Genomic DNA, 23,459 nt, shown 5'->3' with positions numbered 1-23,459 from the left:
CCGTGACGGCGGACGGGAACGGGAACGGGCACGGCGGGGACCCGCTGGAGACGGCGCTGCGCGTGCTGCGCCGCGCCGGCTGGGACCCGCAGCCGCACGAACTGCTCGACGTGCTGTGGCTCGCCACCCGCCTCCCCGCCGGCACCGACCTGCGCGCCCGCGACGCGGGACCGCCCGCCGCGGAGCCGGGCGACGACGGCCAGGACGGTACGGAGTCCGCCGCGCACGCCGCCGAGGCGGGCCGGCCCGGGCGCACCACCACCGACCCGCTGCCCCCGGCCGCCGCGCCGGACGACAAGCCGGTGCGGCTGCACGCCGCGCCGGGACCCGGCACCCAGCCGCTGAACCTGCCGCCCCCGCCCCGCACCCCGCGCCGCGCCCTGCCGGTGCGCGTGCCGGGGGAGAAGGCGCTGCCCGACGAGCTGGGCATGGGCCGCGCCCTGCGCCCGCTCAAGCAGCGCAGGCCGAGCGCCCACGGCCGGGAGATCGACGAGGTGGCCACCGCCGCCGCCCTGGCCGAGACCCGGCTGCCCGACGTCGTGCTGCGCCCCACCAGGGAAAGGTGGCTCGATCTCGCGCTCGTCGTGGACGACGGCCCGTCCATGCTGCTGTGGCACCGGCTCGCCGCCGAACTCCGCACCGTCTTCGAACGTATGGGCGCGTTCCGGCTGCTGCGCACCTACGGCCTCGACGCCCGCACGCCCGGGGCCGCCCGCCTGCGACGGCAGCCGTTCTCGCCCGAGCCCGCCACCCTCGCGCCCTCCGTGCTGGACGACCCCTCGGGGCGCACGCTCGTCGTCGTGGTCAGCGACGGCATGGGCGCCGCCTGGCGCGACGGCGCGGTGCACCGCGCGATCGAACGCTGGTCCGCCGCCGGGCCCGTCGCCGTCGTCCACACCCTGCCGCCCGGCCTGTGGGACGGCTCCGGCATCCGCGCGGAACGGTGGAACGCCACCACCCGCCACCGCGGCGGTGCGGGCACCGCCTGGCTGGTCACCGACCCGGTCCTGCCGGATGAACTCGGCACGTTCCCCGGCCTGCCCGTCCCCGTGCTCCAGCCGCTGCCGGCCGCCGTCCGGCCGTGGGCGCGGTTCCTCGCCTCCTCCGGCGCCACCGCGCACCTGCCCCTGCTCCTGCCGCCCCGCGACCGGCCCCCGCCGCGGCGGGAACGCGGCCTCCAGCACTTCCGCGACGCCGCATCGCCCGAGGCGTACCGGCTGGCCGCGCACCTGGCGGCCGTCTCCCCCGTGTCCGTGCCCGTGATGCGGCTGGTGCGGTCCGCCGTGCCGTGGCGCGCGACGACCGCGCAGCTCGCCGAGGTGTTCCTCGGCGGCCTGCTGCTCCCCGCCCACGCCCCGGTGGCCGGGCCGCTGCCCGCGCACCACCGCGTCTTCGACTTCGCCGAGGACGCCAAGACCGCGCTGCTGGACGCCGTGCCCGGCGCCGAACTGCTGCGCACCGGACGCACCATCGGCCGCCGCCTTGAGGAACTGGCGGGCCGCTCGCCCGACTTCCCCGCCTGGCTGGTGCACCCCGCCGGGCGCGCCACGCTGCCGGACCGGGCCCGCGGCTTCACCAGCATCGAGAAGCGGCTGATGAAGCGCTTCGGGATCGCGCCGCCCGGCGCCGAGCGGAACGACGGCCGGGGCCGGCCCGAGGGCGACTGGCCGCCGCTCACGCCCGAGGACCCGGAACGCCTCGGCCGCTACCGGCTGCTCGGGCGGCGGGAGGCCGGCCACGGCACCGTTCGCTACCTCGCCGAGGACCCGGACGGCCACCCGGTGCTGGTGCGCGCCGCGCCGCCGGCCGCACCGCCGTTCAGCGGCGAGTCGCTGGCGGTCGAGGCGGCGGCGCTGACCCGCCTCGGCGGGCGCAACGCGCCCACGCTCCTCGGCAGCGACCTCGACGCCCCCCTGCCGTGGATCGCCACGACCCCGCCGGAGGCCGTCGCGCACCCGGACGAGACGGCCCAGCGGCTCGGCGACCTGCTGCGCACCCTGTCCAGGGACACCGCCGCGCCGCCACTGCACGTGCTGGCCAGCCTGCACCTGGGCTGGCGGCTGGCCAGTGCGCTGAGCCTGTGCCACCTCCAGGACGTCGTACTCGGCGACTTCTCCCCCGCCACCGTCATCGTCACCGAACGCCGCGTGGTGCTCGCCGGCCTCGCGGAGTGCGCCGTCGACGGCAGGTTCGCAGGTCAGGGACCCGCGCCCGTTCGCGAGGACAACATCAGCGACCTCGGCCGCCTGCTCGACGCCATCAGCAACCACCGCAGGCCGGACGGCACCAGGGTCAGGCTGTGGGCGGGCGACACCTGGAGCGCGCTGCGCGCGCTCGTCGAGTCCTGCCTGTACGACGACCCCGCCACCCGGCCCACCGCGGGCGACGTCGAACAGGAGATGGGCAGGTTCGTCGCCATGGCGAGCGGCGCCGGGCCCGCCGCGTCCGCCGCGGCGACCGCACCGGCGGCGTCGGCCTGGGCGCCCGGCGCCGCCAGGCCGCGCCCCCCGGCGCCCGCGGACCCGCCGCCGAAGCTGCCCGGCCGCCTGCGGCGGCTGGCGGCCGGCCCCCGGGAGGGCGCAGCGCGCGCCCGGGAGCACCTCGGCCTCCTGCGCGCCCCGCTCGCGCACGGCCACCGCGTGACCGTGGCCGGCATCCACCCCGGCGCCGGCCGGGCCACCGCGACGCTCGCGCTCGGCGCCCTGTTCGCCGCGGCGCGGGGCGGGGGGGTCCTCGCCGTCGACGGCGTGCCGGGCATGCGCGATCTGGCGGACCGGCTCGGCCCCAGGACCGCGACCGAGACGATGCGCCGCCTGGCCGCGCTGCCCGACCCGGTGACCCACGAGGACGTGCGCCGCGTCACCGCGCGGACCGCCTCCGGCCTTGAGGTGCTCACCCACGGCGCGCGCCACCCGGCCGCGCGGATCAACTTCGCCGCGGAGTACCGCCGGGTGCTGCGCATCGCCGAGCACCACTACGCGCTGGTATTCACCGACTGGGCCGTCGCCTACCCCGCGGAGCGCCCGCTCGACGAACGGGCGCACGCCGTCCTGTCGATGACGGACCGGCTCGTGGTGTGCTGCCCGGACAAGACCGCGTCGGCGGGCACCGTGGGGGCGCTGCTCGACCGGCTGGCCGGGCACGGGTACCGGGACCTCGCCGAGAACGCGCTGGTCCTGCTGACCCCGCTCGGGCAGCGCTGGGAGCAGGACGGGGAACGCACGCGCCGCGGCATCGAGTCCCGCGGGAACCCGACCGTGCCCCTCCCCGCCGATCCCCACCTCGCCGCGCACGGCGACGTGGCGCCCGGCCTGCTGCGTCGGCGCACGCTGAGCGCCCTGCTCGACGCCGCGGCGCTGATCGCCGGGCGGTTCGTATGCTGACTGCCATGACTGCACCGTTCGACCGCGCCCACACCGACGACCTGATGGGCTACCTCGCCGCTTCTCCTTCGCCGTACCACGCGGTGGCGAACGCCGCGGAGCGGCTGGAGAAGTCGGGATTCCGGCGGGTGTCGGAGACCGCGGCCTGGGACGGTGCGCCCGGCGGGCGGTACGTGCAGCGCGGCGGGGCGCTGATCGCCTGGTTCGTGCCCGAGTCCGCGACGCCCGCCACCGGGTTCCGCATCATCGGCGCCCACACCGACTCGCCGAACCTTCGGGTCAAGCCGGTCCCCGACACCGGCCGCGCCGGATGGAAGCAGATCGCGGTCGAGATCTACGGCGGAACGCTGCTGAACACCTGGCTGGACCGCGACCTCGGCGTCTCCGGGCGGCTGGCCCTGCGGAACGGCGAGGCCGCGCTGGTGAACGCCGACCGGCCGCTGCTGCGCGTCCCGCAGCTCGCCGTTCACCTCGACCGCGGCGTCAACGAGGGCCTGAAGCTCGACCGGCAGCAGCACATGACGCCGATCTGGGGCATCGGCACGCCGCGCGAGGGCGAGCTGGTCGAATTCCTCGCCGCGGAGGCCGGGGTGGCGTCCGGTGACGTGCTCGGCTTCGATCTCATGGCGCACAGCGTCGAGCCGCCCGCCTACCTCGGCCGCGACCGGGAGCTGATGGCCGGCCCGCGCATGGACAACCTGCTGTCGGTGCACGCCGCCACGGCCGCCCTGACCACCGCGGCGGCGGCCGGGGACCTCGGCCACATCCCGGTGCTCGCCGCGTTCGACCACGAGGAGAACGGCAGCACCTCCGACACCGGCGCCCACGGCCCGCTGCTCGGCCGCGTGCTCGAACGTTCCGTCGCCGCCCGCGGCGGCGACTACGAGGACCGGGCGCGGGCGCTCGCCGGATCGTTCTGCCTGTCGTCCGACACCGGCCACGCCGTGCACCCCAACTACGCGGAGCGGCACGACCCGACGCACCGTCCGATGGCGGGCGGCGGCCCCATCCTGAAGACGAACGTCAACCAGCGGTACGCCACCGACGGCACGGGCCGGGCAGTCTTCGCCGCGGCCTGCGAGCGCGCCGGGGTGCCGTGGCAGACGTTCGTGTCCAACAACGCCGTCCCGTGCGGCACGACGATCGGCCCCATCACCGCGGCGCGGCACGGCATCGCCACCGTGGACATCGGCGTCGCCATCCTGTCGATGCACTCCGCACGTGAACTGTGCGCCGCCACCGACCCGTTCCACCTGGCCAACGCGATGACGGCATTCCTGCTGCCCTGAGACCCCCGTCCCGCCGCGTTCCGTGGCAGCCCTGACGACGGCTCGTCACGAAGTCGTGAAACGCCGCCACCATGCTGGAGATCACGGGCCGGGCGGTACCGCACTGCACGGCGGACCGCCCGGTCCCCCACCGGCAGCTGCCCACGATGCCCGGTACGGCGGGCAGACCTTGACTGACGCGGCACTAGGATTCGTCCCCAGAAAGCATTCACCGGCTGCGCCCGCGCGGCGTAACGTGTGAGCACACCCAGCCAGCGACGAACCGCCACGAGGGGTCCCGTGACCGTGCACCCGAGCCTTCAGCCGTCCATCGATGCCTGGACACAGTCCATCGAGGCGATATCCGAGCTGGTCTCGTCACTGGTGGACGGCGAGTGGAACCGACCCACCGAGTGCCCCGGCTGGTCGGTACGGGACGTGGTCTCCCACGTGATCGGCGGCGAGTGCGAGGCGCTGGGCGACCCGCGGCCGATCCACACCCTCCCCAGGGACCTGTACCACGTCACCGACGAGACGACCCGCTACCTGGAGGTGCAGGTCGACGTCAGGCGGCACCACACCGGCCCCGAGATGACGAGCGAGCTGGAGTACACGATCATCCGCAGGTCCCGCCAGCTGCGGAACGAGCGCCGCAAGCCCGATGACGTCATCTCCCACCCGCTGCACGGCAAGACGTCCCTGGCGCACTTCCTCGACCTGCGCGTCTTCAACGTCTGGACGGCCGAGCAGGACCTGCGCCGCGCCCTGCGCCGCCCGGGAAACCTGGACACCCCCGCCGCGCACATCGCGCGCGACGAGCTGCTGCGCCGGCTGCCGAAGGTGATCGCGGAGGACGCGGGCGCGCCGAAGAAGTCGGCGGTGGTCTTCGACGTGAACGGCCCGGTGGAGTTCCTGCGCACGGTCCGCGTCGACGAGAACGGCAACGGCACCGTGGAGAGCAGCCCTTCGCTGGGACCGATCGTCACGTTCACCACGGACTGGGAGACGTTCAGCCGCCTCGCCAGCGGCCGGGTGCGGGCCAAGCGGGTCGCCGACAAGCTGAAGGTGGAGGGCGACACGGAGCTGGCGGAGCGCATCGTGACCGGCTTCTCCATGGCGCACTGAGCCCCGCGCACCTCGGGGCGCGGCGGGGGACGGCCGCCTCGGCTCAGCCGTTCGTGGGCTCGTTGCCGGTGGAGACCGTCAGCTCGATCTCGTCCTCGCCCGGCACGTACGGCTCGCCAGGGGCGGGGCTCTGGTCGACGACCATGCCGTCGCCCTTGATGACCTCGTCCTTGTAGTTCAGGTTCTCGTTGTAGGTCCAACCGGCCTCGCGCATACACGCCTTGACCGAGTCGATGTGGAAGTCGTAGAAGTCCGGCGTGGACACGGCGCCGGGGTTCTCTTCCTGGTTGTAGTAGTCGCCGGCCCCGACGCACGCGGACGTCTCGATGGCCTGCTCCGGGTCGCCCGGCGTGTAGCGCGGCTCCCGTTCCGTCGGCTCCTGCGAGGGGTCCGGCTCCTCGCCCTGCCCCGCGCTCTGCCCCGAGGGGTCGCCTTCGGCCTGCCCGCCGCCCCCGTCGTCCCCGCCGCTCATCATCACGACGACGGCGACCACGGCCACCAGCGCGATGGCGACCGCTGCCGCGGTCATCACCATCCACCCGTTGCCGCGGCCGGCACCGCCGCCGCTGCCGCCGTTCCCGCCCGGCTCGGACCCGGCGCCGCCGGGCGGCACCATGGCGTACGGCGGCGGGGTGCTCGGCGCGGTCTGCTGCGGATAGCCGTAGCCGCCGACCGGCGGGGTGGGCGCGTAGGGGGAGGCGTAGGTGTGGCCCGGCGGCGGCGTCGGGCCGCCGAACTGGGGGAACACCGCGTTCGACACGGCCGCGCCGCTGTCCCCCGGGGCCTGCGCGCCCGGCACGATCTGCGGGGCGGCGCCGGAGAGTGTGCCGGCGACCCGCCGGCACTCGGCGGCGAACGCCTCGGCCGAGGGGAACCGGTCGTTGGGGTTCTTCTGGAGGGCCCGCGCCACCAGCGCGTCGACGTCCCGAGGCACCGAGGCGTTGATCGTGGAGGGCGCCGGCGGCTCCTCCTGAACGTGCGCGTAGGCGATGGCGAGCGCCGACTCCGCGTCGAACACCAGCCGGCCCGTCAGCAGCTCGAAGAGCATGACTCCGACCGAGTAAAGGTCGGAACGGGCGTCGACCCCGCGGCCGAGCGCCTGCTCGGGGGAGAGGTACTGCGGGGTGCCGACGACCATGCCGGTCTGCGTCATCGCGGTGACGCCGGACTGCATCGCCCGCGCGATGCCGAAGTCCATGACCTTGACCACATTGCGGCGGGTGAGCATGACGTTACCGGGCTTGATGTCCCGGTGGACGAGGCCCATCTCGTGGCTGATGTCGAGCGCGGCCAGCACGTCCGCGGTGAGGTGGAGCGCCTTGTCGGCCGGCATCGCGCCGAAGCGCTCGATGTCCTGCTCCAGCTCCGTGCGCAGCGGCCGGCCCTCGACGTACTCCATGACGATGTAGGGCACCGGGGCGCCGTCTATGAGGTCCTCGCCGGTGTCGTACACGGAGACGATGTTGGTGTGGGTCAGCTTCGCGACCGACTGCGCCTCGCGCTTGAACCGTTCCCGGAAAGCGTCCTCCCGGCCCAGCTCGGAGTGCATGGTCTTGATCGCGACCTGCCGTTCGAGCACCGTGTCCCAGGCCAGATGCACCGAGGCCATGCCGCCCTTGCCGAGGACGTCCCGCAACTGGTAACGGCCGCCCCCCACGGAGCGCCCCCGGTAATCTCCGGGCGGCTGCACATGGTCACTCATCTGGTCGTTCCCCCTAGGCGCTTTGCTGCGATGCGCCGGTAGGGCGCTCCAGTCCTCCGCCGCGCATAATACGGACCTGCTGTCCGCCCCAAGTCTGCCGCAGGGCCAGGGCACGTCAAGCACGTTGTCCGTACCGTGACCGCCGCCGCCGGCTCAACTTGTCATTGCGGGCCCGGAGCGGGTTTGATGGCCGAGGGGACCCATGCTGACCGGGACCCATGCTGACTACGGCGAGGACTGATGGCACACGAGCGAGGCGCTGCGGGGTCCGGCGAGGACGAGCCCGGGGCGGCCGGCAGCGAAGTGCCCGACTCCCCGGAGCTGTGGGGCAACAACGGACTGGTCGGTGACGGGCGTTACCGGCTGACCTACCGCCTGGGCCGGGGCGGGATGGCGGAGGTCTTCGCCGCGGAGGACGTGCGCCTCGGCCGGCCCGTCGCCGTCAAGCTGCTGCGCGCCGATCTGGCGCAGGACCCGGTGTCCAAGGCCCGTTTCACGCGCGAGGCGCAGTCCGTCGCCGGGCTCAACCACCATGCGGTCGTCGCCGTCTACGACTCCGGCGAGGAGCAGGTGGGCCGCAACATGGTCCCCTACATCGTGATGGAGCTGGTCCACGGCAAGACCATCAGGGAACTCCTGATCAACTCCGAGTCCCCGCCGGCCGAGCAGGCCCTGGTCATCGTCTCCGGCGTCCTGGAGGCCCTGGCCTACAGCCACCACCACGGCATCGTTCACCGCGACATCAAACCGGCGAACGTCATCATCACCGAGACCGGCGCCGTGAAGGTGATGGACTTCGGTATCGCCCGCGCGCTGCACGGCGCCGCGCAGACGATGACGCAGACCGGCATGGTCATGGGCACGCCGCAGTACCTCTCCCCCGAGCAGGCACTCGGCAAGGCCATCGACACCCGTTCCGACCTCTACGCGGTCGGCTGCCTGCTCTTCGAGCTGCTGACGCTGCGCCCGCCGTTCGTCGGCGAGACGCCGCTCGCCGTCGTCTACCAGCACGTCCAGGACATGCCGCGGCTGCCGTCCGAGATCTCCGCCGAGGCGCCGCCCGAGCTGGACGGCCTGGTGATGCGTTCCCTCGCCAAGGACCCGGAGGACCGCTTCCAGTCCGCCGAGGAGATGCGCGGCCTGGTGCAGTACGCGCTGCGGACGCTCCAGGAGCACGGCGGCCACACCGGCGGCCTGTGGAACACGGGCTCCGTCACCGGCGGGGCCACCCCGCCGATGGGCACCCCGGCCGCGGCCACCACCAGGGCCGACACCGACGCGCCGACCAGCCAGTACGCGGCGCCGATGCTCATGGGCAACCAGGGCGGCGGCGGGGACCGCGACGAGCCCGCGGGCCCGTCGGCGAACGGGCGGCGCGGCCGCCTGATCCTCGTCGCGCTGCTGGCGCTCGTCGCGATCGGCACCGGCGTGCTCGTCGCGGCCAACCTCGGCGGCGACGAGGACCCGGGCAGCCCGCCGAGCGAGACGGACACCACCGAGCCGAGCGACCGGGAGACGGACCGGGAGACCGACGAGGAGAGCCCGTCGGAGCCCGATGACGTCGAGCAGCCGTCGGACGACGAGTTGGTCCCGCCGGACGACGACGACGATTGGCCGGAGTCCGAGCCGGGCGAGCCGACCGGTCCTGAGACCGGCACGCCCACCGATCCGGAGACTCCGCCGACGACCGAGCCGGAGACCCCGCCGACGACCGAGCCCGAGACGACCCCGCCGCCGACGTCCACCGAGGGCAGCTCGGAGGGCGGCGAGGACGGCGGGCCTGGCGACGGGGGCGCGGACGAGGGCGGCGGCACCGACGAGGGCGGCACGGACCAGGGCGCGGAAGACGGAGGCGCCGCCGCCGGTGCCGACACTCCCTGACGGCGCGACGGGACCCTCGGGGAACACGCTTTCCGCACTGCTGAGCCGGTACGACGCGGGGGAGCCTGTCGCCTGCGAACGTGTCGCCGAGGGGCTGCTCAACCACGGCTACCGGCTGGCCACCACGCGGGGCGTCTTCTTCCTGAAGCACCACCTCGACGGCGATCCGCAGACGGTGATACCGCTGGCCGGCCGGCACCGCGCCACCGCGGAGCTGGCCGGTCTCGGGCTGCCGGTCGTGCCGCCGCTCGCCGCCAGGGACGGGCGGACGGTCGCCGTGCTCGGCGGCCGTGCCTACGCGCTGCACCCGTGGGTCGAGGGCAGGCACCGGCACGGGGGCCAGCTCAGCCGCGGGGAGAGCCGCCGGCTCGGGGCGCTGCTCGGTCTGGTGCACCGGGCGCTTGAGCGGGTGATAAGGCGCTGGCCGCCGCGCCGCCTGCCGGAGCGGGAGGCGGCCAGGGCCGGGGAAACGTATGCGCGGATCGACCAGTTGCTGGCCCGGGTGCGCGCCCGCGCCCGGCGCACCGGCTTCGACGAGCTGGCGGAGCACCGGCTGCTCGAACGCCGCACGCTGCTGCGCGACCATGAGCAGTTGCGCCCCTCCGCGGAGGAGATACCCGCCGAGGGGTGGGTGCACGGGGACTTCCACCCGCTGAACCTGCTGTACCGGGCCGAGGGCCCGGTGGAGCCGGTGGCGATCGTGGACTGGGACCGGCTCGCGGTGCGGCCCCGCGCGGAGGAGGCGGTCAGGGCCGCCGTCATCTTCTACCTCTGCGCCGACGGGAGTCTCGAGCTGGCGAAGGTCCGCGCCTACGCCCGCGCCTACCGGGCCGCCGCGGGCGCCTCGCCCGCGGAGCTGGCGGCGGCGGTGCACCGCGTGTGGTGGGAGCGGCTGAACGACTTCTGGATGCTGGACTGGCACTACGAACGGGCCGACCGCCGCCCCGATCCGCAGTTCCCCGCCGCCTCCGCGCTGGTGGTGTGGTGGACGCTGAACACGGCGGCGGTGCGGGACGCGTTCTGCGACTGAGCACGGCCGCCCCGAGCATGGCCCCGCGCGCGTTACCGCCCGCGCTCGGCCTGGCGCCGCGCGACGTAGGCCGCGGCCTGCGAGCGGCGTTCCATGCCGAGTTTGGCGAGGAGACTCGACACGTAGTTCTTGATCGTCTTCTCGGCGAGGCTCAGTTCCTGGCCGATCGCGCGGTTGGTCAGGCCGTCCCCGATGAGCCCCAGGATGCGCCGCTCCTGCTCGGTCAGCCGTTCGAGCCGGTCGTCGCCCGCCGCCTGGTCGCCGCCGCCGCGCAGCCGGTCCAGCACGCGCCGGGTCGCGTCCGGGTCGAGCAGCGACTTGCCCGCGGCCACGTCCCTGACCGCCGTCAGCAGCTCCGTTCCCCTGATGGCCTTGAGGACGTAGCCCGAGGCGCCGGCCATGATGGCGTCGAACAGCGCCTCGTCATCCGCGTACGAGGTGAGCATCAGACACTTGATCGACTCGTCCCGCGAACGGATTTCGCGGCACACCTCCACGCCGCTGCCGTCCGGCAGCCGGACGTCGAGGACGGCCACGTCCGGCCGGGCCGCCGGAATCCTGGCCAGCGCGTCCGCCGCCGTGCCGGCCTCGCCGACCACGTCGATGTCCGGCTCCAGCGCGAGCAGCTCGTGCACGCCGCGTCGGACCACCTCGTGGTCGTCGAGGAGGAATACGGTAATTTTTCCCTCTTCGCCCACCCGCACAGTGTCACACAGTCACCGTGGGCCCGCCCCTCGCCGTACTCTTCCCGCGACCCGCGTGCCCGGGTTAACGTGCAGGTGTCCCGACGTCCTGCAAGGCTGGGACCAGTGCCGTTCCACCACACTCCGCCAACTACTTGGAAATCCAGGTAAATCCGCAGGTCAGAGGCGATTTCGTGGCTTGTGGACCCACTGGCTACCGTGCTCTTATGGGGCCGTCGAACGGGACGAGAACGGGACACAGAACCGCTCGGTTCCGTCCGCGCCGCACACACCCCCGTGCGCCGTACGGGACCGGGAGGGCCGCACTGGCCGCCCGGTGGACCCCGGGGGCCGGACCGACGGAGGAGCACGAGTGACCGTGGAAAGCACCGCCGCGCGCGGCAAGCCGCGCCGCCCCGCGGCGAAGAGGACAGCGGGCAAGCGGCAGCAGCCCGAGCCGGGCCCCAAGCCCGAGATGGTGCAGCTGCTGACCCCCGAGGGCGAACGGGTCGAGCACCCCGACTACGCGCTGGAAACCACCCCGGAGCAGCTGCGCGAGCTGTACCGCGACATGGTGCTCACCCGCCGGTTCGACGCCGAGGCCACCGCGCTCCAGCGGCAGGGCGAGCTGGGCCTGTGGCCCTCGCTGCTCGGCCAGGAGGCGGCGCAGATCGGCTCCGGACGTGCGCTGCGCGAGACGGACTACGTCTTCCCGACCTACCGCGAGCACGGCGTCGCCTGGTGCCGCGGCGTGGACCCGACGAAGCTGCTCGGCATGTTCCGCGGCGTCAACCACGGCGGCTGGGACCCGGCGAGCAACAACTTCCACCTCTACACCATCGTCATCGGCTCCCAGGCCCTGCACGCCACCGGCTACGCGATGGGCGTCGTCAAGGACGGCGCCGACGTGGCCGTCGTGGCGTACTTCGGCGACGGCGCGTCCAGCCAGGGCGACGTGGCGGAGGCGTTCACGTTCGCCGCGGTGTACAACGCCCCGGTGGTGTTCTTCTGCCAGAACAACCAGTGGGCCATCTCCGAGCCCACCGAACGCCAGACGCGGGTGCCGCTGTACCAGCGCGCGCAGGGCTACGGCTTCCCGGGCGTGCGCGTCGACGGCAACGACGTGCTGGCGGTGCTGGCCGTCACGCGCGCCGCGGCCGAGCACGCGAGGACCGGTCAGGGGCCCATGCTGGTCGAGGCGTTCACCTACCGGATGGGCGCGCACACCACTTCGGACGACCCCACCAGGTACCGCCGCAAGGAGGAGCTCGAAGTCTGGGAGGCGAAGGACCCGCTGCTGCGGCTGCGCCGCCTGATGGAGCGGGAGAACGCGGCGGACGACGCGTTCTTCACCGATCTCGACGCGGAGAGCGACGCGCTGGCCAGGCGCGTCCGCGAGGCCATCCGGACGATGCCCGACCCCGACGGCATGGCCATGTTCGAGCACACCTACGCCGACGGGCACACGCTCGTCGACGAGGAACGGGCCCAGTACGGCGCCTACGTGGCCTCGTTCGCCGACCACCACGAGGGGGACTGACATGGCCGCCGAGAAGATGGCGCTGGCGAAGGCGCTGAACTCCTCGCTGCGCAAGGCCCTGGAGACCGACCCCAAGGTCCTGGTCATGGGCGAGGACGTCGGCCGCCTCGGCGGTGTCTTCCGCATCACCGACGGACTCCAGAAGGACTTCGGCGAAGACCGCGTCATCGACACCCCCCTCGCCGAATCCGGCATCATCGGCACCGCCATCGGCCTCGCCCTGCGCGGCTACCGCCCGGTCACCGAGATCCAGTTCGACGGCTTCGTCTTCCCGGCCTACGACCAGATCGTCACCCAGCTCGCGAAGATGCACGCCCGTTCCCTCGGCACCGTCAAACTCCCCGTCGTCATCCGCATCCCCTACGGCGGCGGCATCGGCGCCGTGGAGCACCACAGCGAATCCCCCGAAGCCCTCTTCGCGCACGTCGCGGGTCTCAAGATCGTCACCCCCGCCGACCCGGCCGACGCCTACTGGATGCTCCAGCAGGCCATCCAGTGCGACGACCCCGTCATCTTCTTCGAGCCGAAGGCCCGTTACTGGGACAAGGGCGAGGTGGACCCGGCGGGCATCCCCGGGCCGCTGCACGCGGCCAAGGTGGTCAGGGCGGGCGGTGACCTGACGCTGGCCGCCTACGGGCCGACGGTGAAGACGGCGCTCGCCGCGGCCGCGGCCGCGGCGGAGGAGGACGGCACCTCGATCGAGGTGATCGACCTGCGGTCGGTCTCGCCGATCGACTTCGACACGCTCCAGCGGTCCGTGGAGAAGACCGGCCGCCTGGTCGTCGCGCACGAGGCACCGGTGTTCTTCGGCTCCGGAGCGGAGGTCGCCGCCCGCATCACCGAGCGGTGCTTCTACCATCTCCAGGCCCCGGTACTGCGCGTGGGCGGCTTCCACGCGCCGTATCCGCCGGCGCGCCTGGAGGAGGAGTACCTGCCCGGGCTTGACAGGGTGCTGGACTGCGTCGACCGCGCCTTGGCGTACTGAGGGAGAGGCTGAGGAGAGTCGTGACGATGGCTGCTGAGGCACAGCGCTACCGCGAGTTCAGAATGCCGGACGTGGGCGAAGGGCTCACCGAGGCGGAGATCCTGAAGTGGCTGGTCCAGCCGGGCGACACGGTGAGCGACGGCCAGGTCGTGGTGGAGGTCGAGACGGCGAAGGCCGCCGTGGAACTGCCCATTCCGTACGACGGACAGGTGCGGGAGGTCCTCTTCTCCGAGGGCAGCACCGTGGACGTCGGTACGGCGATCATCACGGTCGACACCGACCCGTCCGCCGGCCCGCCGCCGGACGGGGACGCGCCGGCCGGCGAGGAGAAGAGCGCGAACGGCGGGCGGCAGCCCGTGCTGGTCGGCTACGGCGTCTCGGCGCCGGCCACGCGGCGCCGCCCGCGCAAGCCGCAGACGCCCGCAGCGCGGACTTCCGAGCCGCAGGCACCCGCACCGCAGACACCGGAACAGGCGCCGGAGCCGCAGTCGGAGCAGGCCCCGGTGCCGCCGCAGGCCGCGGCGGCGGAGCGGACGCACGAGCCGGCGCACGAGCCGGCGGCGCCAGGCGCACGGCCGTTGGCCAAGCCGCCGGTGCGCAAGCTGGCCAAGGACCTGGGCGTCGACCTCGCACGCGTCACCCCGACCGGCGCGAACGGCATCATCACCCGCGAGGACGTGCACGCCGCGGCCAACGCCGCCACCGCGCCGCCCGTGCCCCAGCCCACCGCGCCCGCCGCGCCGGGCCCCGCGCCGGCCGTGGAGCCGCAGTCCCTCGCCGCCATCCGGGAACGCCGCGTCCCGGTCAAGGGCGTACGCAAGGCGACCGCACAGGCCATGGTCGCCAGCGCGTTCACCGCGCCCCACGTCACCGAGTTCACCACGGTCGACGTCACCCGCACCATGCGCCTGATCACCGAGCTGAAGAACGACCCCGAGTTCGCGGGGCTCCGCGTCAACCCCCTCCTGCTCACCGCCAAGGCGCTGCTGACCGCGATCCGCCGCAACCCGGACGTCAACAGCGCCTGGGACGAGGCCAACCAGGAGATCATCCACAAGAGCTACGTCAACCTCGGCATCGCCGCCGCCACCCCGCGCGGCCTCGTCGTCCCCAACATCAAGGACGCCCACACCAAAACCCTCCCCGAACTCGCCCATGCGCTCGGCGACCTCGTCACCACCGCGAGGGAAGGCAAGAGCACCCTCGCCGACATGCGCGACGGCACGGTCACCATCACCAACATCGGCGTCTTCGGCATCGACACCGGCACCCCCATCCTCACCCCTGGCGAAGCCGCGATCCTCGCGCTCGGCGCCATCCGTGAACAGCCCTGGGTACACAAGGGCAAGATCAAGCCCCGGCACATCACCACCCTCGCCCTGTCCTTCGACCACCGCCTCGTCGACGGCGAACTCGGCTCCAAGGTCCTCGCCGACACCGCCGCCGTACTCGAACACCCCAAGCGACTGATCACCTGGGGCTGAGCCGGCACGGCAAGGGGGGCGGCAGCCGTACGGCTGCCGCCCCCGCGTCATGGGTGGTCCTGACCGGTCAGAGGTAGGGCCCGGACCGCGCCCCGCCACGGGGGTCGTCCTGCTCGGGCGGCTCCTCTCCCATGGCGCCGGGCGGCAGCGCGCGGCGCATCTGCTCCAGCTGCGCGCGGGCCGCCATCTGCTGGGCGAACAGCGCCGTCTGGATACCGTGGAAGAGTCCTTCGAGCCAGCCCACGAGCTGCGCCTGGGCAATGCGCAGCTCCGCCTCGGTGGGCACGCCGTCATCGGTGAACGGCAGCGAAAGCCGGCTCAGTTCGGCCACGAGCTCCGGCGCGAGCCCCTCCTCCAGCTCCTTGACGGAGCTGGCGTGGATCTCTTTGAGCCGGACCCGGCTCGCCTCGTCGAGCGGCGCCGCCTTCACCTCCTCGAGCAGCTGCTTGATCATGCTGCCGATCCGCATGACCTTCGCCGGCTGCTCCACCATCTCGGTCAGGGGCGTCTCCGACTGCCCCTCCTCGCCCTCTCCGTTTCCCCGGGGCGCGACACCGCTGAGCGCCATCCCGTCCGGGCCCACGACCAGGATCTGGGACTTGTCCTGCGGTGCTTCGTTGCTCGGCTGCGTCATAACCCCATCATGCAACGCGGATCACCCGGCCCGCCGCGCGAGGTGGATGCGCGAGCGGGTCAGCAGCGCGGCGAGCAGACAGGCGACCAGCGGCACCACGACGATGAGCTGCACGAACGTGCTCCAGGGCAGGGAGATGAAAAGTTCCGGACGCGGTCCGCCACCCCAGCCCTCCGTCACGCTGCGTTCCCACCCGGCGACATCGGAGCGGTGCCCGGAGAGCAGCAGGCCGAGCGCGGGGACCAGGCCGGACACCGCGCCGAGGAGGACCCCCATGGCGGCGATCAGGCCGCACTGAAGCCCGGAGAGAGTGCGGCGCAGCCGCGGCGTCGCGCCGACCGCGGCCAGCGTGGCGAGGTCGGCCTCCGAATCGGCCTGGGCGAGGCCGGTGGCGATGCCGGCGGCACCGAGCGTGATCACCATGGCCGCGAGGCCGAGGATCAGCAGCCCGAAGGCGGTCTCGCTCTCGAAGCCGTCCTCCACCTCCACGTACGGCGCCACACCGAGGGTGTCGGCGAGCACGCCCTCGAACTCCTGCTGCTCGCCGCTGCTGGGCATGCGGGTGGTGGAGAAGTAGATCTCGGACGGCACCACGCGCAGCCCCGCCGCCTCGGCCGTCTCCGGCGTGATCACGGCGGCGAACGGGATGTTCCCGGTCTCCACCAGGCGGGCGGGGAAGGCCGGCTCGTGGTCGGGCGGCGTCAGCGGCTCGCCGTCGCCGCCGTACTCCGGCTCCCGCTCGTACACCCGCAGGCTCACGGAGCCGTCGGCGATCCACCGGTCCGAGAACGTGATCGCCTCGCCGCGCTCCAGCGCGGCCCGGTCCGCCGCCCCGCCGGTGCCGAGGACGTCCAGCAGTTCAGGACCTGCGACGGCCAGCATGGTGCCGCCTTGGTCCGCATCGCAGCGCGGGTCGTCGACCAGCGCGCGGCGTTCGGCCGCGGGGATACCGGCGGCGTCCGGCTCCCACAGGGGGCACTCCTGGCCCTCGGGCACCACCACCTCGGCCCAGCCGCAGTCATCGCCCGAGTACGGCTCACAGCCGGGCTCACCGGGACTGGGCTGCCCGATGTCGGCGCGGATGTCCACGGGCAGCTCCGCTTCCGCGATCTCCCCGGCGCGGGTGAGGCCCGACGTGTCGTCCGTTCCGGCGGAGCTGATCGACACCGTGCCCTCCGGGAGGTACGCGGTGTACTCGGCGCGCGCCTCGGCGTCGTCGCTGGTCATCACCGTGGACACGGCGACGGTGCCGGCGACGGCCGCGAGCACCGCGGCGACGGCGGGCGCCGTGCGCCCGCGGTTGCGCGCGGCGTCGCGCAGCGCGAGGCGCGGGGACAGCGGCAGCCAGCGGCCGAGACGGCCGAAGACGCCGACGATGAACGGGGTGAGCGCGACCAGGCCGAGTTCGGCGATGACCGAGCCGACCGCGACGACCACGGTGCTGTCCAGGGTCAGGCCGCCGACGATCGCCAGGACGGCACCGAGCACCAGCGCCACGGCGCCGACGACGGGCAGTACCCGCCCGGCGCGGCGCACGCCGCGGCGTCCGGTGAGGGATTCCAGGACGCTGCTGCGGGCGGCGCCGACCGCGGGGACGAGGGCGGCGAGCAGCCCGACGAGGACGGCGAGGAACGCGATACCGGCCAGTTCCGTAATGCGGAAGTCCCAGGCGCCGAAGCGGCTGCCCAGCTGGTTCTCGATCAGCGGACGGGCCGCGAGCGTCAGGAGGATGCCGACCGTGACGCCGATGACGGCGGCAAACGCGCCGAGGACCACGCCGCTGGCGAGCATGACGGCCCGCAGGTGGCGGCGGTCGCCGCCGTTCGCGCCGATCAGGCCGAGCTGGCGGCGGGAACGCCGGGCGCCGACGGCGAAGGCGGGTCCTGCCAGCAGGCAGATCTCCAGGATGATGAGCGAGACGACGGTGATGACGATGGCGACCGCCTCCGCGTCGGCCCCCGGGTCGGTGTAGCCGGACCAGCCCTCCTCGGCGTAGAGCGGCACCTCGGAGTCGGGCGGCGGGGCGGCAAGGACGGCCTTGGAATCGGCGGTGAAACCGTGTTCGTTGGCCGCGACGACCATGTCCCAGGTGACGCCGCCCCCGGGCACGTCGGCGAGGTAGGTGGTCCGGCCGAGGTAGCCGCCCGCGTCGGCGGACTCGGGCAGTGGCAGCACGGCGCCCGGCCGGGCGAGCACCTCCGCCGTCCGCAGCGCGTCGGGGCGCTCGTAGGCACCGGTGATGCGGTAGCTGCGTTCGCCGTCCTTCACGCGCAGCTCCGAGCCCACGTGCAGGCCGCTCTCGTCGAGGAACGCCTGGGTGGCCGCGACCTCGCCCGGCTCCTGCGGGTAGTGGCCGCGCAGCAGGGTGAACAGGCCGTCGGCCACGGGGCTCGTGGCGTCGAACTCGCGGATGGCCGCCGTCATCAGGCCGGTCCTGCTGTGCACGACGCCTTCGGCCAACTCGTTGGGGTGGACGTCGGTGCCGGGCGGGAGCAGCGCGGCCAGGTCCGCGGCGACCTCGTCGGCCGGGCGCTCCTCGGCGCTCTCCCAGCCGTCCCCGTCCAGGTGGTACTCCATCTCGCCGTCGGGCGACTGGAGCACCGGGCCGCTGCCGTTGGCCAGGGTGAACTCCGCGTCGGCCGCGCCCATCTGGCGCGTCAGCTGCTCGGCCTGCGACAGTTCCCCGCTGCGGAAGGCCAGGTCGGCGGCCGTCACGCCGAGGATCGGCAGCGCGATCATGGCGACGACCAGCGCGCTGCGCCCCTTGGCGCGCAGGGCGTCCCGGCGTGCGATGCGCAGCGCGAGCCGCCAGGTGGAGATCCGGCTCAACGGTGGCTCCCGTCGGTGAGGAGCGATTCGGCCGAGTGGGAGACGGACTCGTCCACGATGGTGCCGTCGCGCAGGAACACCACGCGGTCGGCCCACGCGGCGTAGCGGGACTCGTGCGTGACGAGGACGACCGCCGCGCCCTCGTCGCAGCGCTTGCGGAGCAGCGCGAGCACGGCCTCGCCGGTCTCGGAGTCCAGGGCGCCGGTCGGCTCGTCGGCCAGGACGAGCCGCCGGTCGCCGACGAGGGCGCGGGCGATGGCGACGCGCTGCTGCTGGCCGCCGGACATCTCGTCGGGGAAACGGTCGGTCAGCTCCGAGAGGCCGATCTCGGCGAGCGCCGCCTGCGCCTCGCGGCGTGCGACGCGGGCCGAGGTGCCGTCGAGTTCGCGGGGCAGCGCGATGTTCTCGGCCGCGGTGAGCGCGGGTATGAGGTTGTAGTCCTGGAAGACGTAGCCGACGCGTCCGCGGCGCACCTTGGCCAGGGCGGCGCGGCCGAGCGCGCCGAGGTCCTCGCCCTCGACGAGGACGCTGCCGCGGGTGGCCGCGTCCAGGCCGCCGGCCAGGGTCAGCAGCGTCGACTTGCCGGACCCGGAGGGGCCCATCACGGCGACGAACTCGCCGGCGAACACCTTCAGGCCGACGCCGCGCAGCGCGTGCACGACGGCGACTCCGCTGCCGTGGACGCGCGTGACGTCGCGGAGTTCGAGCACGGGGGTGCCGGGGGCAGGGCTGCGGGTCACGAGACACCGCCGCGGGACTTGGCGGGGGACGCGGCAGGGATGCCGGGCGTCTGCTGCGACGACGCCGAACGCTGCGGCTGCGGGCGCCCTTCGGCGAGGCGCACCAGGCGCGTCTCGCAGTGGTCGAGCCACCGGCTCTCCGCCTCGGCGGAGAAGATCAGCTGTTCGAGGACGAGCAGCCAGGCGATGTCGTCGCGCGAGTCCGTTCCCCCGGCGAGCGCGCGGGCCTTGAGGCGCGTGTAGTCCTGCATCGCCTTGAGCGTGTGCCGGCGCTGGGCCTGGATGATGGCCCGGATGTCCACGCCGGGCGCGCCGACGGCCATGGCCAGCTTGATGGCCAGCTCGTCCCGCGAGGGCTGGGTGCGGTCGACGGGCCGGGCATACCAGTCGCCCAGCTCGGCCTGGCCGGCCTCGGTGATGGCGTACAGCTGCTGCTTGGCGTCACCGCCGCCTTCGGGAACGATCAGCCCGTCGCGCTCCAGACGGCCCAGGGTCGTGTAGACCTGCCCGATGTTCAGCGGCCAGGTGGCGCCGGTACGCGACTCGAATTCAACGCGGAGCTGCGAGCCGTAGCGCGGCCCGCTCTCCAGGAGGGCGAGAAGCCCGAAACGGATCGACATACCGAGTATCTATACTCAGTATTTACCGAGTTCGCAAGCGCGGAGGCGCTGCCCGCCGGCCATCACCCCGGGCCGCGACTCCCGCCGCGGCGGGAACAAGCGGACGACATTCCCGACCCGCCCCACCGACCACCCGGCCACGGCGCGGACGCGGCCTCGCGGGCCACGGGAAGTGCCGGGCACTCGGACCTAGACCGACCACGGGTCCCCACCGGAGGCGCACGGCACGGACCGGCAAAGCTGGCGGCCACCCGGGGAATGCGCCGGAGGCGCGCGGTGCGGCCGCGGGCCGAGGACACCGAGGGCCGGACCGCGGCGCGGGGGATGCGCCGGAGGCGCGCTGCCGCTCAGGCCGCGCGGCGCAGCCGCAGGCCGAGGACGCCGAGGCCCAGGCCCAAGCTGGCGAGGCCGGCGCCCAGCGGCAGCACGGGCAATACCTCACCGCCCTGCCGCGCGGCGAACGGCGTGGGCCGCGGCTCCTGCCGTGGCGGGGGCGCGGCCTCGCCGGAGACCGTGGGCCAGCGGCTGGCGGCGCGTTCGCTCCCGGCACCGTGGCCCTCGGCGATGTGCGGTGCATGGCTCCCGGTCGGCGGGTCCCCCGCGACGGCGGACGGGACGAACAGAGCTATGACGGCCGCCGCGGCCATCGCGAATCCCACCCACACCCTCACAGCGCCCGACCCTTCACGCGCGTTCACCGGATACGTGACCAGCGTCACACAGGTGGGCGTTCCCGGCATCTCGGGCGGGCGCCCGTGGTCAGACGGTGAGCACGATCTTCCCCACGTGCTCCCCCGCCTCCATCGCCCGGTGCGCCTGCGCCGCCTCGCTCAGCGGCAGCCGCCGGTCCACGACGGGGCGCACCCGCCCGTCGGCCAGCATCGGCCACACGTGCGTGCGCACCTGCGCCACGATCTCCGCCTTCTCGCCCGGCGGTCGCGCCCGGAGCGAGGCGGCCGACACCGAGGCGCGCCGCGCCAGCAGCTGCCGCAGGTCGAACTCCGCCCGCACCCCGCCCTGGAACCCGATGATCACCAGCCGCCCGCCCGGCGCCAGGGCCCGGACGTTCCGCGCCAGGTACTTCGCGCCGACGATGTCGAGGATGACGTCCGCGCCGCCGGACAGCTCCTCGGCGAAATCCTGCTCGCGGTAGTTGATCAGCACGTCCGCGCCCAGCTCCCGGCAGCGCGCCAGCTTCCGTTCGCTGCCCGCGGTCACCGCCACGCGGGCGCCCACCGCCTTGCCGAGCTGCACGGCCATCGTTCCGATGCCGCTGGCGCCGCCGTGCACCAGCAGCGTCTCGCCCGGTGCGAGGCCCGCGCCCATGAAGACGGTGGACCACACCGTGCACGCCACCTCGGGCAGCCCCGCCGCGGTCACCGGGTCGCAGCCCGCGGGCAGGGGCAGCAGCTGGCCCGCGGGCACCGCGACGCGCTCGGCGTAGCCGCCCCCGGCGAGCAGCGCGCACACCTCCTCGCCCACCCGCCACGGCCCGGCCCCCTCGCCGACCGCCGCGACGCGGCCGGCGCATTCGAGGCCGGGATACGGCGACGCCCCGGGCGGCGGGTCGTAGTGACCCTGCCGCTGGAGCACGTCGGCCCGGTTCACACCGGCCGCGGCAACGTCGATGAGGACTTCCCCTGGCCCGGCCACCGGGTCCTCGACCTCGGCCCACACCAGCGCCTCGGGTCCGCCCGGTTCGGGAACGGTGATCGCACGCATACCTGCGACGCTACCGAATCTAATCGTAGTGCACCGCCCTTCAGGGTGTGGTGAAGCGATTCTGAGAAGTGCTCTGGCCCGTAGGTCAGAGCGGACGATTCTGCTGCTCGATGTACTGACGGATGATCGACAGCGGCGCTCCGCCGACCGATCCGGCGAAGTAGGAGCCGGACCAGAGCCGGTTGGCCCGGTAGTAGTGCCGGACCAACTCGGGGTACTCCTGGCGGAGCCTGCGGGAGCTGACGCCCTTGAGGGAGTTGACCAGCTTGGACAGGGCAACCTTGGGCGGAAAGTTCACGAGCAGGTGGACGTGGTTGTTCTCGCCGTTGAACTCGACCAACTCGCATTCGAAGTCCTCGCAGACGGCGCGCATGATCTCCTCCATGCGCACCAGATGCCGGTCGGCGAAGACCTTGTGCCGGTACTTCGTCACGAAAACCAAGTGGGCGTGAAGGGCGAAAGCGCAGTGTCTGCCTGTGCGAATCCGGGTCATGCCGACCATGGACCAACGGTACAATGCGGGCGTGAAGGCAGACATGGGGCGCAAGTACCGTGCATACCCCACCGAGGCTCAGGACCAAGTCCTGACCGGCTGGGGACACACCGGGCGCGCTGTGTGGAACGTGGCCCTGGAACAGCGCGTGTACCTGTACCAGCAGCGCGGATACACGCTGCGGTCCGTCGAGCAGTGCAAGCACCTCACTGCGGCCCGCGCCGACCTGGAGTGGATGGGAAACTTTCCGGCGCAGGCCGGGCAGCAGATCCTGCGCAACCTCGACCGGGCATACGACAACTTCTGGAACCCGGAGCACCCGGCCGCATTCCCGGCCCGGAAGAAGCGCGGGCACCGACTGTCCATCCCGTTCCCCGGACAGGCGGTCGAGGTCCGCAAACTCAACCGCAAGTGGGCCCAGGTGCGCATCCCGAAACTGGGATGGCTACGTTTCCGGTTGTCCCGAGCTGTAGGCGGGACGATCCGTAACGCCACCATTTCACGGGGCGGGACCGGCTGGCACATCTCCTTCGGCGTCCACATCGGGGCCAGGCTCGCGCCGCCCAACGGGAAACCGGGATGCGGTGTCGACTTCGGTGTCGCCGCTTCGGCGTACGTCTCCACCGAGACCGCACCGCGCTTCATGCCGCCGTCCCTGACGGCGAATGAGAAGGCCCGGATCAAGCACCTGGAGCGGAAGAAGGCCCGCCAGGTCACTTACGCCAGGAAGCATCAGGGCGGCAAGTACAGCCGACGCCTGCGCAAGACGATCGGCCAGATCGGCAAGCTCAGGACCCGGCAGGCCAACCGCCGTCAGGACTTCACGCACAAGCTCACCACCGGCCTCGCCAAAAACCACGGCATGGTCGGTATCGAGGACCTGCGAGTGAAGAACATGACCGGCTCCGCCAGGGGCACCGCCGAAGCGCCGGGGGCCAACGTCCGGGCCAAGGCCGGGCTGAACCGGTCGATCCTGGACAACACCCCCGGTGAACGGCGACGCCAGCTGGAGTACAAGGCCCGCTTGTACGGCTCCGAACTCCGGGCCGTGCCACCGTTCCACACCTCCCAGACCTGCGCCGCCTGCGGCAACGCCGACCCCGAATCCCGCAAGGGCTGCGGCCGGTTGTTCGCCTGTATCCACTGCGGACACGAGGACGACGCCGACCACAACGCCTCGGTAGAAATCGAGGCCCGTGCCCGCCGGACGGGCGGCACGGTCACCAACAGCACGCGCAGCACCCCCAAGGTGCGAGTCCCGGCCACCGGCCGGAGGCGGACGCGTGAAACCCCGAAGCCCGCCAACGCGAGCTGAAGGGAATCGCCCTGCTTCAGCCGGG

At 73.3% G+C, this 23,459-nt stretch carries 18 protein-coding genes; 9 read left to right on the top strand and 9 right to left on the bottom strand.

All coding sequences use genetic code 11. The features are described from left to right. Positions 1-2: 2 nt before the first annotated feature. From STBA_RS37205 to STBA_RS18095, 3 genes are all read left to right on the top strand, one after another. On the top strand, positions 3-3,383 hold the full coding sequence (locus STBA_RS37205) for an SAV_2336 N-terminal domain-related protein (protein WP_077060243.1): 3,381 nt from the start codon (positions 3-5) through the stop codon (positions 3,381-3,383). 5 nt (positions 3,384-3,388) lie between these two features. Next, positions 3,389-4,672 (top strand): M18 family aminopeptidase, encoded by a 1,284-nt coding sequence (locus tag STBA_RS18100; protein ID WP_253194813.1) that lies wholly within the window; start codon positions 3,389-3,391, stop codon positions 4,670-4,672. A 279-nt stretch (positions 4,673-4,951) separates the two neighbouring features. After that, positions 4,952-5,776 carry a maleylpyruvate isomerase family mycothiol-dependent enzyme gene (locus STBA_RS18095; protein WP_077060241.1) on the top strand — a complete coding sequence of 275 codons (825 nt, stop codon included), beginning with the start codon at positions 4,952-4,954 and terminating at the stop codon, positions 5,774-5,776. A 43-nt stretch (positions 5,777-5,819) separates the two neighbouring features. Here STBA_RS18095 and STBA_RS18090 read toward each other — a convergent pair whose 3' ends face one another. Continuing rightward, positions 5,820-7,478, bottom strand: a complete 1,659-nt coding sequence (locus tag STBA_RS18090) for a Stk1 family PASTA domain-containing Ser/Thr kinase (protein WP_077060240.1) — start codon at positions 7,476-7,478, stop codon at positions 5,820-5,822. Between the two features lie 240 nt (positions 7,479-7,718). On the opposite strand from STBA_RS18090, the gene STBA_RS18085 reads away from it, so the two are divergent. Beyond that, positions 7,719-9,359 carry a protein kinase gene (locus tag STBA_RS18085; protein ID WP_077060239.1) on the top strand — a complete coding sequence of 547 codons (1,641 nt, stop codon included), beginning with the start codon at positions 7,719-7,721 and terminating at the stop codon, positions 9,357-9,359. Then, positions 9,343-10,389, top strand: coding sequence for a phosphotransferase (locus tag STBA_RS18080; RefSeq protein WP_077060238.1), 1,047 nt, complete (start codon positions 9,343-9,345; stop codon positions 10,387-10,389). Before STBA_RS18085 ends, STBA_RS18080 begins: the two co-directional genes overlap by 17 nt. Positions 10,390-10,421: 32 nt before the next feature. Here the strand turns inward: STBA_RS18080 and STBA_RS18075 are convergent, their stop codons facing one another. Further along, positions 10,422-11,087, bottom strand: coding sequence for a response regulator transcription factor (locus tag STBA_RS18075; protein ID WP_077060237.1), 666 nt, complete (start codon positions 11,085-11,087; stop codon positions 10,422-10,424). A 358-nt stretch (positions 11,088-11,445) separates the two neighbouring features. On the opposite strand from STBA_RS18075, the gene pdhA reads away from it, so the two are divergent. The 3 genes from pdhA to STBA_RS18060 are packed head-to-tail and all read left to right on the top strand — an operon-like array spanning position 11,446 to position 15,081. Further along, a complete protein-coding gene (gene pdhA, locus STBA_RS18070; RefSeq protein ID WP_077060236.1) occupies positions 11,446-12,612 on the top strand; it encodes a pyruvate dehydrogenase (acetyl-transferring) E1 component subunit alpha in 1,167 nt (388 codons plus the stop codon). 1 nt (position 12,613) lies between these two features. After that, on the top strand, positions 12,614-13,597 hold the full coding sequence (locus tag STBA_RS18065; protein WP_077060235.1) for an alpha-ketoacid dehydrogenase subunit beta: 984 nt from the start codon (positions 12,614-12,616) through the stop codon (positions 13,595-13,597). A gap of 26 nt (positions 13,598-13,623) precedes the next feature. Further along, positions 13,624-15,081 (top strand): dihydrolipoamide acetyltransferase family protein, encoded by a 1,458-nt coding sequence (locus STBA_RS18060; protein WP_077060234.1) that lies wholly within the window; start codon positions 13,624-13,626, stop codon positions 15,079-15,081. A 67-nt stretch (positions 15,082-15,148) separates the two neighbouring features. Here STBA_RS18060 and STBA_RS18055 read toward each other — a convergent pair whose 3' ends face one another. The 7 genes from STBA_RS18055 to tnpA all read right to left on the bottom strand — a co-directional run bounded on the left by STBA_RS18055 (position 15,149) and on the right by tnpA (position 22,128). Then, entirely contained in the window at positions 15,149-15,715 is a 567-nt protein-coding gene (locus STBA_RS18055; RefSeq protein ID WP_077060233.1) for a bacterial proteasome activator family protein, read from the bottom strand. A 21-nt stretch (positions 15,716-15,736) separates the two neighbouring features. Then, positions 15,737-18,544: an ABC transporter permease gene (locus STBA_RS18050; RefSeq protein ID WP_077060232.1), complete on the bottom strand. Its 2,808-nt coding sequence runs from the start codon at positions 18,542-18,544 to the stop codon at positions 15,737-15,739. Then, positions 18,541-19,284 (bottom strand): ABC transporter ATP-binding protein, encoded by a 744-nt coding sequence (locus STBA_RS18045; protein WP_077060231.1) that lies wholly within the window; start codon positions 19,282-19,284, stop codon positions 18,541-18,543. Before STBA_RS18045 ends, STBA_RS18050 begins: the two co-directional genes overlap by 4 nt. Continuing rightward, entirely contained in the window at positions 19,281-19,904 is a 624-nt protein-coding gene (locus STBA_RS18040; protein WP_077060230.1) for a PadR family transcriptional regulator, read from the bottom strand. Before STBA_RS18040 ends, STBA_RS18045 begins: the two co-directional genes overlap by 4 nt. 347 nt (positions 19,905-20,251) lie before the next feature. Next, positions 20,252-20,575, bottom strand: coding sequence for a hypothetical protein (locus STBA_RS18035; RefSeq protein WP_143659507.1), 324 nt, complete (start codon positions 20,573-20,575; stop codon positions 20,252-20,254). 88 nt (positions 20,576-20,663) lie between these two features. After that, positions 20,664-21,626 (bottom strand): NAD(P)H-quinone oxidoreductase, encoded by a 963-nt coding sequence (locus tag STBA_RS18030; protein ID WP_077060228.1) that lies wholly within the window; start codon positions 21,624-21,626, stop codon positions 20,664-20,666. A gap of 85 nt (positions 21,627-21,711) precedes the next feature. Then, positions 21,712-22,128 (bottom strand): IS200/IS605 family transposase, encoded by a 417-nt coding sequence (gene tnpA / locus STBA_RS18025; RefSeq protein ID WP_077060227.1) that lies wholly within the window; start codon positions 22,126-22,128, stop codon positions 21,712-21,714. A 22-nt stretch (positions 22,129-22,150) separates the two neighbouring features. Here tnpA and STBA_RS18020 point away from each other — a divergent pair, with 22 nt between their 5' ends. After that, complete coding sequence (locus STBA_RS18020; protein ID WP_077063410.1) at positions 22,151-23,434, top strand: RNA-guided endonuclease TnpB family protein; 1,284 nt, start codon at positions 22,151-22,153, stop codon at positions 23,432-23,434. Positions 23,435-23,459 lie beyond the last annotated feature (25 nt).

The organism is Streptomyces sp. MP131-18 (assembly GCF_001984575.1).
In the GTDB taxonomy this organism is placed as follows: domain Bacteria; phylum Actinomycetota; class Actinomycetes; order Streptomycetales; family Streptomycetaceae; genus Streptomyces; species Streptomyces johnsoniae.
This window is presented reverse-complemented; position numbering and strand designations above follow the sequence as displayed.